A 10,526-nucleotide genomic window follows, 5' to 3' on the forward strand; every position below is an offset into this window, starting at 1 on the left:
AGGGCGCGAGCACAGCCCATGACTGATGTGTATAACCTGCAACGCTTTCTTGACGCGCAAGAGCGCGTCTATGACGCAGTCCTTGGTGAGCTACGAGCTGGAAGAAAGTCCAGTCACTGGATCTGGTTCATCTTTCCGCAGGTCACAGGTCTTGGTCACAGTGGAACGGCCCAGAAGTTCGCCATTACCTCTCTCGACGAAGCCAAGGCCTATCTGCAGCACCCAATCCTAGGCCCAAGGCTCAGAGAATGTACGCAGCTTTCCATCACAGTAGACGGGCGCAGCGCTGAAGAGATCTTCTCCTCCCCCGACAATCTGAAATTCCGGTCATGCCTGACCTTGTTCATGACCGCGACCACCGACAACAAGGTCTTCAAAGATGCCCTTCTCAAGTATTTTGACGGCAAGCCTGACACAGTGACCCTCGATATCCTGGCACATGGAACTTCTTAGCCTCACATCACTTGCGGGGCTGAGGCTTAGCGCGAACGTCACTGGAGGAGCAGGGCCCCGGTTCTTTCTTCTCTCCTTCCCAAGTGCGGCGGAGACGGTTGCTCCATCTGCGACTTGCGCGAGCACGATCGATCCCTGAAACTCTCTCTCCCAATGCGGGGCTGGGGCTCAGCGCGAACGTTACCGAAGAAGCGGGACCCCACGATTCTTTCTTTCCTCCTTTCCCAAATGCGGCGGAGACGGTTGCTCCATCTGCGACTTGCACGAGCCCGAATCCCTGCAACCCTCTCTTCCAGTGCGGGGCTGGGGCGCAGCGCGAACGTCACCGGAGGAGCGGGGCCCCATCGAGGCTCCGCTGAGAAGGAAAGCGGAAACTGACCGAGTCCCGAGGGAATTTCCGAAGGCTGCCGCTCAGCGGAGCCCGATAGGGTCGCTCCGGGAGGTGCGAGAGCAGTTGAGCCCCAGCCCCGCATCCACTCGTCTTGCCCTTCCGTAAGTCTCTATGTAAGGATTGTCCGTCCGAATCGACTGATTGGCCATACGCCCCTACAAGAAAGGGAGATCATCCATGCCACCAAAAGTTGAGATCCCCGCCATTGTGAAAGTGACGAAGACCGACGACGAGTGGAAGAAGCAACTGTCGGCTGCAGCCTATCAAGTGTTGCGCCACGAGGACACGGAGCGGGCTTTTACGAGTCCGCTGCATGAGAATCACGCCTCCGGCATCTATTACTGTGCGGGCTGCGATCTCCCCGCCTATTCATCTGAGCATAAGTTCGACAGCGGCACCGGCTGGCCCAGCTTCTGGCAACCGATCGATCCGAAAGTGGTGGAGACGCGCACAGATTCGAAATTCTTCATGACCCGCACTGAAGTGCACTGTGCCCGCTGCGGCGGTCACCAGGGTCATATCTTCGATGACGGCCCGAAGCCGACCGGACTCCGCTACTGCATCAACGGCGTCTCGCTGAAATTCATTCCAGCCTAGCAGGATGCTGAAAAAGTCCGCCAGCGGCGTTCTCGCTTCACGAAGCGCTTCGCGCAGGCAGGTCGCCTCACGAAGAGGCTCAACGTTCTCGGAAGTACTGGAGGGGATTCTCCGTTCGCCAAGACCTATGAAAGTGGCGAACGGATCGCACAAAGTGAGGTTTGTACCTCCTCGCCTCTTCGCTCACTGCGGCCTTGCTAGACGGCCTTTTTGAGCATCCTGTGGTTGTTCAGGCCGCGGCGACACTGGAGCATGTTGGCCGTTCTTTCGCATACACCGAGTTTTTCCACAGCCTGCAGAGGGTAGCTGGCCGGGCTGAACAATTGCCCCACCTGTTCTTCGAAACCGTGAGTTCTAGAGCGGTCCAGGCAGTAATCTGCTTTACCATCCCCGTACTGTTCCCGCCGCTCCCCATTGAACTCCTGATCCTTAGACTTTCCCCCTCTCTCCTCTATGGCCATAGAAGCGGGGAACCGCAATGCCCTCTCAGGACTGCCCAGATACCAATCCCGCAATGGTACATGCACCGCTTGAAGTGAGACTCCGTGATTGCTACGTCGCTCGATATCCATCTTCACGACGAACGTTCATGCGCTATTGATCGTCGAGGTACTTCGACGGTGACCATGCTGGATTGTGCGTCACGGTGCGACGTCGATCGCTCAAAGCCCCCCTCACTTCCATCACATCAGCCTCTCTCTCCCTCGATTCATGACCTATGGTGAGTCACCCAGACCCTCACAAGACGATTTCAGACGACCAGGACATCTCCCTCGCTCAATCCGACCGAAAGATTTCTGAAGAGAAAATTTTACTCCGTGATCAAACTCTGATATACCTCTCACACACTGTTCAACATTTTTACATCGAAGGGGGGTGGAGATCACATGGCGACGAAGAAAGCAGCAGCAAAGAAGCCCGTCAAGAAGGCGGCAAAGAAGAAGAAGTAGTTTTATGAGGGGGCGGCGGCCACGTCGCCTCCTCACTTCTTGCTCCCTCGATATTCCTCAGATCCAAACCGCCGCTCACCGGCAACTCTCTCAACGAAACATTCCCCAGCAAAAATTTCCGCCACCTCTATCACCCGGGTACCGTTACGTCACATCGGCATGACCTACCCGATATCGAATTGGGACGGACGAGCATGTCAGGATTCAACCGGATGGGTTCACTCCATCCATGACGGAATCGTCACGATGAGGTCACCCCGTCTCCATCCGAATGCTGGATTAGAAACAGCGATGTCGACTCAACCGTCACAAGGGAACCTGAAAGAATAAATCTAATAGGGGGAGAAGCAAGATTGCTGGACAGGGATCACCGACCGAACAGGCGAGAAGCAAAAAAATGGGGAGGTGATGGCCACATCACCTCCCCGACTTTCTTTACACCAGGGGAGAGCCATGGCGTCCAAGAAAGCAGCACGCAGATCATATCATGAACATTCCCAAGGAAGAAGAAAAATTATTTCAATATAATCAATGGCTTGAAAAATAATCTCGCCAGGATGCCTTTTTCTTGGGGAGAGACAACAGGACTCTTGCGCACCATAAATCATGGAATCTGGATGCCAGGAGATGGCAGATGGCGCCTAATAATCTCCCTCGCTCGCAGAACGGCAGTCACAAACTCACTCTTTGGACGACCGGAAGGGAACCCTACCAGCCGCCTCGCTGAATGCTCAGGCGAGGAGAGCCTTGAGTTCATCGAACCCAACCCTTGATCACCGGCAAACCATTTAGGACGGCTGCGGTGCAGAGGAGCTTTCGGCTTGGGATTGAGCCACACCTGGCTCGATAGCGGGCGGGACATACCCCGCATCGAGGAGGATGGCCACCAGCATGTCGCTCATCACATTCACACCAGACCTGGCTCGAGCGATGATCCAGTCCACCGTCATGATGAGTGGAATGGCCGCGACGATGACCTGAGGCGGCAAACCTGCGGCTGAGAGGACAAGCGGCAAGACGATCAGCCCGGCTTCCGGAATGCCGGCCACGCCGGCCCCCGCGATGATCGAGGCCACGACGATCAAGACCTGATTCGCCATTGGCAGTTCAAAACCCAGCGCTTGGGCGAGAAAGAGGGCAGCCATCGCTTCATAGAGGGTGATGCCGTCGTTATTGAGATTCGTACCGACACAGGCCGCGAGGCGCGCCGATTGAGGCGAGACCTGCATACGTTCGAGACACCGGAGCGTAACCGGCACGGTGGCGAGGCTGCTGTTACAGGACATGGCGGTCATAATCGCATCGGCCCCCTGCCCCAGGTAGATCTTCGGCGACTTCTTCCCCACCAGCCAAGCCACAAGCGGATAGTACAGGAGCGCGTGGATGGCGAGCCCCAGGAGCATGGCTGCGAGAAAAATCCAGAGGACGGTGAAGACGCCGATGCCGGCCTTCCCGACGACCTGCGCCACCACCCCGAAGACCGCGAGCGGCACGGCGAGGATGATCCAGCCCAGCATCTGCACGAGCCAGCCATAGATACGCTCAATAGTTCGCGTCAGGGCATGGATTGTCCCGCTTCCCTGGTCGGCAGTATCCCGCAAACGGCGAAGCAGAGCACCGATCGCTAAGGCAAGAAGCACGATGCCGATGATGTTGTTGCTGGAAAACGGCGCCAGGATCGTGCGGGGAATATAGGATGCGAGATACTCGATTGGACTCTGCGACCCGGCTTGCACTGCCGCAAGGTTGACTGCCGACGGCGGGGAACCGGGCACGAGGTGCAGTAACTCATCGACGTGACCGTACCAGGTCAGGCCCGGCTGCCAGGTATTCATCAAGACGAGACCGATCGCCATGGCCACGGAGACATTGACGAGGCAAATGACGAGCAACTTGCCCCCCTGACGCATCGGAAGGCTCGTACGGATCAGTGCATCGAGGATCGCAAAGAAGATCAGAGGGATGGCGAGCATCTTGAGGAGCGTGACGACGAGCAGCCCGAGCCGGCCTAGCTGCTCATTGCGCAGACCGCCCAGATAGGGTTCTTGACCGAAGACGACGCCCAGCAGCGCGCCGCACGTCACGGCAATGAGCACTTGCGTATAGAGCGGTAGAGGAATCCCGCGTGGAGTGGCTTCCATCATGATCTCTTGTGGGCTGCGGAAGAATACCCGTTTCTCGCTTGGAAAGCACTCCGTCTTGAGGGGGGAGAAGAAGTGCTGAGCACTGAGAAAGCGACCAAGTCCGTTTACAGAGCGATTGCGGCCCAGAGCTTCACGACGATCCAAAGGACAAGTGCAATGGCGAGTAGCAACAACATGGCAGTCCCGCCGATGATGCCGGCCACATAGAGCCTGGCCTGCCTGGTTTCTCGATAGGGCTCTATCGCAGCGCGGCGTAATAGTTCGGCGTTTCTGGCGTGACTCCTGAACCAGACGGAAAAGAGATCGCCGACAACGGGAATCGCTCCGACCGTTCCATTGATGAGGAGATTCAAGCTCATGCGGGCGATGACGATCTGCGGAACTTGTAGACGAGCAGCCAACCCCAGGATGACGGTCCCCATAAGATTGGCCAGTAAATCGCCGATTCCTGGGATGAGCCCGAGCAAGGGATCGAGGCCGAGATAGAAGGGTGTGCCGGGAATTTTGACGGTGGTATCCAGGATCTTGGCCAAGAGGTCGGCCATCGCCAGCATGGCCTCTCGTTGCGGATCGAGAGCCGGTGCCTCCGGAGTCAGAGGTGAGATTGGCTCAGCCACGGTGCGACCGAGCTGCATGTTCTTTGAGCCAACAACGGTCCATCACGACGAGAAGGCCCGCTTGCTCTGCCCGGTGCGTAGCGGCTTCATTCACAACCCCCTCTTGCATCCAAATGGCTTTAGCGCCACGCGCAATCGCTTCCTCAACGATTGGAAGGACTTCTTCCGACTTCCTGAAGATATTCACCAGATCGATGGCGCCTGGCACAACGGCGAGTGATGGGAACGCCGGCTCGCCAAGGACTGTGGTTTCGTTCGGGTTCACGGGGAACACTCGATAGCCTTGCGCCTGCATGTAGCTCGCCACCCCAAAAGAGGGCCGCGCCGGATTCGAGGAGAGTCCCACCACCGCGATGGTGTGGCAGTCCTTGAGAATGCTGGTGATCGTCCTCTCATCGGCGTCGCTCATGGGTAGGAACAGTATCATGAGTGAATCCGACAGGATAGAGTCTGGTGAAAGGATCGCCCTATTGACGGCATAACGGGGACAGGATAGATCACAGGGGAACAACTACGATGGAGGCCTTTATGTCCGCATTGCCACTTCGCGTTCGTCACAGGTTGATGATGCGTCTGATCCTCCTGTCATGTGTGCTATTCCCCTGGCCCGTCATGGCTGAAGAGCCTGCCAGCCTTCCCCTCTCAAAGATCGTGCTCTATTCCAGCGGCGTCGGATACATGCAACATGACGGTACGGTACAGAACCGGACGCAACTGGATCTGCGTTTCAACGTCACCCAAATCAACGACATCCTCAAGAGCCTGGTGGTTCAAGATTTCGGCGGGGGCACGATCGAGACGGTCACCTATGGTTCTCGTGATCCCGTGACCAAGGTACTCAGCAACTTCGGCGTGAACCTGAACGGCAATCCCACGTTGGGGCAGATCTTGACCCAAGTGCGTGGCGAACGGGTTGAAGTGGCCACTCCCAATCCTCTGCTGGGCACTATTCTTGGTGTTGAAAAGAAGACCGAGTCGATGGCCGATGGCCAAGCCCGTCGTGTGATCGAGCAGGAATATCTCAACCTCCTCACCGACGAGGGCTTTCGCTCCCTCCCCTTCACCCAGATCCAACGGGTCAAGCTGCTGGACCAGGCCTTGAACGCCGAACTGCACCAGGCCCTGGCTGCGCTGGCGACAAATCATGATGCCCAGAAAAAGACCGTCTCGATTCTGTTCGACGGCACCGGCAGCCGCCAAGCGCGAGTAGCCTACTTGACGGAAACGCCCGTCTGGAAGACCACCTATCGACTGGTGTTGGATGAAGAGAAGGCCCCCTATCTGCAAGGCTGGGCCATTGTGGAGAACACCACCGAGCAGGACTGGAAGCAGGTCGCCCTCTCGCTCGTCTCGGGACGGCCCATCTCCTTTACCATGGATCTCTATCAGCCCCTCTACAATCCACGGCCAGTCGTCCAGCCGGAGCTCTATACCAATCTCATTCCCCAGACATATGGCGACACGATGGACGAACCCAAATCGATGGTGCCTGCATCTCCTGCCAGGAGTGAGATGAAGAAGGAGCGGTTACTCGGAAAAATGGCGCAAGGCCTCGCCAGTGCGCGTGCGAATGTACCGGAGCAGTCCCTCATGGCATCTGAGATGGACATGGGCCGTCTCGACCAAGGAGTCGCCTCTATGGCGATGGGCGAGGATAAGGGCGAGCTCTTCGAATATCGCATCGATCAGCCGGTCACACTCGCGAAACATACCAGCGCGATGCTGCCGATCATCGGGCAGAAACTGAAGGGACAGAAAGTTTCCGTCTACAATCAGTCCGTCAACGCCAAACATCCCTTGAACGGCTATCGGCTGACCAACACGTCATCGCTTCACCTGATGCAGGGGCCGATCACCCTCTTCGATAGCGGCAGCTACGCGGGCGATGCGCGTATTGAGGACCTTCCTCCAGGGCAAGACCGGCTGATCAGCTATGCGCTCGATCTCAAGACCGACGTGGAAGCCACCTTCATAGGAGGCACACAGGAACTGGCGACGGTCTCCCTGAAGAAAGGCACGATGCTGGTGTCTCGCCGCCTGGTTGAGGACCGGACTTATCTCATCAAGAATCGTGACCAGAAGGCCAAGACCCTCTTGATCGAACAGGCCTATCGTGCCGATTGGAAACTGGTCGAGCCGAAAGAACCGACTGAACGAACCAGGGATATGTATCGGTTCAACGTCACGGTAGATTCAGGCAAAAGCGCCACCCTTCGCGTGAAGGAAACATTGCCGATCCAGGAATCTATCCTCTTGATGGAGAGCGGGATCGACCAGATCGCCTACTACCAGCAGGCGAAAGAACTCAGCCCAAAAGTCAAAGAGGCCCTGCAACGGGTGGTTCAGCTCAGGAGCAAACTCGACGACACCCGCGCGCAACGAAAGAGGCTCGAACAGCGTATCGGCGAGATCACCACGGAACATAGCCGCATTCGCGAGAACATGCAGCGGCTCCAGCAGAATTCCGATCTCTACAATCGATATGTGAAGAAATTGGACCTACAAGAGAACGAGCTGGAGAAACTCCGAAAAGACATCGAAGCCCTCAAGGTCACTGAAGAGGATCAGCGGCGGGAACTCCAGCATTATGTGATGAATCTCGACGTGGCGTAATCAATTCACGCAAAGAATCGTCTGACGTGATCGTCTGACACACAGCCGACGAGTTGATCACCGAAGGGCGAGACGATCAGGGGAACGCCGGCCTGGCCAGTCTCGTGCCAGGCCGTCTCCCATTCCTGAACGATGCGGCGACTTTCTTCAGCATCCCCATCGACAGCCGACTCCCCCGCCAACCACTGCAAGACCAACGGATCTGACAGGTCCAGTCCTTCACACCAGAAGGCCCGATAGGCCTGTCGTACGAATTCCATACCCCGACCGGCATCCTGCCTGAGCATCGACGCCGCCCACTCGATGGCCAATCTGGTATTCGGCTTGCCCAGCGGCAGGGAGATCGCGAGCCCAGGCGCCAATCGTTGAACCATCCTCACTTCGTGCGCTAGCTCCGCTCCCAACGTACCGCTCCAATGCGCCATCGGATTCGGTAGATGCGGCGCATGCTGTACACCCCGCCATACACAACGATCGAGCAGGCGCATCCCATAGAGCCGTTCATGCATCGCATAACAGAAGGGACAATTAAAATCGCTATAGAGGATGCTGACATTGGACATCGAAACTCCTTACTGGAAGAACAGCCATGGCGTGATCTTAGCGAAGTCCCTTCGTCTCACGCCAACAGTCTTTCCCTAGCATTCACAGAGTAAAACTGGCAAAGATCTCCATGAATCAGGCGTCCAGAACGTGATCGGCCACCTGTCGGCTGCTTCTCGTTGGTGCCCGTTGTGCCTGGTTCCATGAGCCTGCTCAACCGACATTGATGCTATACTTCTGCTAGTCGAGCGTCGAATACGTCTGAGCTGTAGCACGACACTCGCCAGGTGACAAAGGCATACCATCCGAGAGGATGGGACGCAAAGCTAAGGGACCTAAGCAGGGACGAAGCATGTTCCAGGGTCAGCCTAGCCGCCACATGACCGATCGCGATCGCGCGACGATAACGGCTATCCCCCCTCCACTGCGTCTCTCTCCCTTGGCACAGACCTGAAGCTCTAACCGGCTCAAATGGAGGTGCCCGATGTTATCCGCCATTCACTCTGCCCTCTCCGGACTCGCGGCCTTTGAGAAAGAGATTGAGGTCACGGCGCATAACGTGGCCAACGTCAATACGAATGGGTTTAAGAAATCACGAACAGAATTTGTGGCAGTGGCAACCGGTGGGGTCCTTCCAGTCGTGCAAAAGGACGACTCGGCCGGTCCTACGGTCTTAAACAACACCGGGTATAGTCCGGCCCTAGTCGAGTTGTCGAATGTCGATCTCGGAGAAGAAACCGTCAATCAGATCCTTGCACAGCGTGGATTTGAAGCGAATCTTCGCACCCTCCATACAGCGGACAATATGCTGGGAACCATTTTGGATATGAAGAAGTAACCAGCCCCTTCCTCGAATAGGGGCCCAGCCGGCGAGACCATATCCCGGCCGGGCCCCAGGAAACTCTTCCCTGCCCCTCCCCATCACACCTGACATGACAACGCCGATCCATAGGCTTCAACGAACGCACCTAGACTCAAGATAATCCGAAACCGACCGATACGAACTCATCGCATTGGTGCGTATTGGCCTCTTCACCCAAGGATATCTGCCCAAGATGACAACACACGCGTCTCCCTCGTCTAATAAGCCGCAAGCACGGCTCATTCAGACCAAACCAGAGGAACTCAAAGTCGGCATGTATGTCGACCTGAACTGTTCCTGGTTTAAACATCCCTTTGCCAGTAAGACGTTCAAAATAACGTCCGAGAATGAATTGGCGATCATCCGCGGCCTAAAGTTGGGTCTCGTGCTCGTCGACCCTGCCTTGTCCGATCAAGAGGGGGCGGATCAGTTACCAGCCGAGGATTCAGGAAACGGAGAAGACGGAGCGGCTATTCCTGCCAACGCGCCGATACAGGCCAAGCCCTCCTCCAACCCTACCAGCTCACAGCACACCATCACCCGATACACCGAAAGCCTGCAACAGGCCGACGCGGTATACAAACAGACCCTCACCCAGAGTTCGAAGGCACTCAACGATATCCGGAGCGGCTCAGGAGAAGGCCTCTCGACTGCAAAGGACATGATCAACAATCTGACCGATCTCATCTTAGACGACGCCACCTCTGGTGCCATGGGGAGTTTATTGGGTGCCCAGGATCTCGACGATATTGGGGTCCTCCATGCCATGAACGTCGCCGTGCTCTCGATGATGGTAGGGCGGCAATTTGATCTGAGCCATGAAGACACACAAATGCTGGGAATTGCCGGTCTCCTGCACGACATTGGCGAGCAAAAGCTCCCCTCACACCTCCACAATGGTGGGGGCAGCCTGACTGCCGACAACCGGAAGGCCTTTCAGCAACATGTCGATTTCGGGCTCACAATGCTGACACAGTTTCCCGGAATCCCCGAAGCCGTCACCAACATGATCCGGCAACATCATGAACGGATCGATGGATCCGGCTATCCCGCGCGTTTGAAAGGCGACCAACTGTCATTGCTCTCCAGAATTCTCATGGCCGTCGATGAATATGAAAGCCTCATCAATGCGCCGGATGTGAGCAAGAACCTGTCCCCGACTGAGGCGCTCTCGAAATTGTATCTGAGCGGCAAAACGACATTTTCTCAAGAGGTGATCGTCGCACTGATTCAAATCTTGAGCGTCTACCCGCCGGGGACGGTCGTCGAACTCTCCGACAAATCCATCGGGCTGGTCATCAGCATCAACCTGCAGGCCCGCATGCGCCCGCTGGTCATCATGTACGATCCAACGGT

The 10,526-nt window shown here is 56.6% G+C and carries 10 protein-coding genes and 1 riboswitch; of the genes, 6 read left to right on the forward strand and 4 right to left on the reverse strand.

The window, feature by feature from the left end; genetic code table 11:
• Positions 1-18 precede the first annotated feature (18 nt).
• The 3 genes from Q7U76_05910 (at position 19) to Q7U76_05920 (ending at position 2,399) form a co-directional block, all read left to right on the forward strand.
• Positions 19-453, forward strand: coding sequence for a DUF1810 domain-containing protein (locus tag Q7U76_05910; protein ID MDO8355905.1), 435 nt, complete (start codon positions 19-21; stop codon positions 451-453).
• A 568-nt stretch (positions 454-1,021) separates the two neighbouring features.
• Positions 1,022-1,441: a peptide-methionine (R)-S-oxide reductase MsrB gene (msrB, locus tag Q7U76_05915; protein ID MDO8355906.1), complete on the forward strand. Its 420-nt coding sequence runs from the start codon at positions 1,022-1,024 to the stop codon at positions 1,439-1,441.
• A gap of 718 nt (positions 1,442-2,159) precedes the next feature.
• Positions 2,160-2,399 carry a hypothetical protein gene (locus tag Q7U76_05920; GenBank protein ID MDO8355907.1) on the forward strand — a complete coding sequence of 80 codons (240 nt, stop codon included), beginning with the start codon at positions 2,160-2,162 and terminating at the stop codon, positions 2,397-2,399.
• 780 nt (positions 2,400-3,179) lie between these two features.
• Here Q7U76_05920 and Q7U76_05925 read toward each other — a convergent pair.
• The 3 genes from Q7U76_05925 to Q7U76_05935 all read right to left on the reverse strand — a co-directional run bounded on the left by Q7U76_05925 (position 3,180) and on the right by Q7U76_05935 (position 5,561).
• Positions 3,180-4,535 carry a dicarboxylate/amino acid:cation symporter gene (locus Q7U76_05925; protein ID MDO8355908.1) on the reverse strand — a complete coding sequence of 452 codons (1,356 nt, stop codon included), beginning with the start codon at positions 4,533-4,535 and terminating at the stop codon, positions 3,180-3,182.
• Positions 4,536-4,639: 104 nt separating this feature from the next.
• Positions 4,640-5,170 carry a DUF4112 domain-containing protein gene (locus tag Q7U76_05930; protein ID MDO8355909.1) on the reverse strand — a complete coding sequence of 177 codons (531 nt, stop codon included), beginning with the start codon at positions 5,168-5,170 and terminating at the stop codon, positions 4,640-4,642.
• On the reverse strand, positions 5,145-5,561 hold the full coding sequence (locus Q7U76_05935; GenBank protein MDO8355910.1) for a CoA-binding protein: 417 nt from the start codon (positions 5,559-5,561) through the stop codon (positions 5,145-5,147). The genes Q7U76_05930 and Q7U76_05935 overlap by 26 nt, the downstream gene beginning before the upstream one ends.
• Positions 5,562-5,680: 119 nt before the next feature.
• Between Q7U76_05935 and Q7U76_05940 the strand changes: the two genes are divergently transcribed.
• Entirely contained in the window at positions 5,681-7,765 is a 2,085-nt protein-coding gene (locus tag Q7U76_05940) for a hypothetical protein (GenBank protein ID MDO8355911.1), read from the forward strand.
• A 5-nt stretch (positions 7,766-7,770) separates the two neighbouring features.
• Here Q7U76_05940 and Q7U76_05945 read toward each other — a convergent pair whose 3' ends face one another.
• Positions 7,771-8,328, reverse strand: coding sequence for a DsbA family protein (locus tag Q7U76_05945; GenBank protein MDO8355912.1), 558 nt, complete (start codon positions 8,326-8,328; stop codon positions 7,771-7,773).
• A 265-nt stretch (positions 8,329-8,593) separates the two neighbouring features.
• Positions 8,594-8,688, forward strand: a riboswitch (cyclic di-GMP riboswitch).
• A 104-nt stretch (positions 8,689-8,792) separates the two neighbouring features.
• Here Q7U76_05945 and Q7U76_05950 point away from each other — a divergent pair.
• A complete protein-coding gene (locus Q7U76_05950; protein MDO8355913.1) occupies positions 8,793-9,146 on the forward strand; it encodes a flagellar basal body rod C-terminal domain-containing protein in 354 nt (117 codons plus the stop codon).
• Between the two features lie 217 nt (positions 9,147-9,363).
• A partial coding sequence (locus Q7U76_05955) for a DUF3391 domain-containing protein (protein MDO8355914.1) occupies positions 9,364-10,526 on the forward strand: 1,163 nt, incomplete at its 3' end.

The sequence above is a fragment of the Nitrospirota bacterium genome (assembly GCA_030645475.1).
Classification (GTDB): domain Bacteria; phylum Nitrospirota; class Nitrospiria; order Nitrospirales; family Nitrospiraceae; genus Palsa-1315.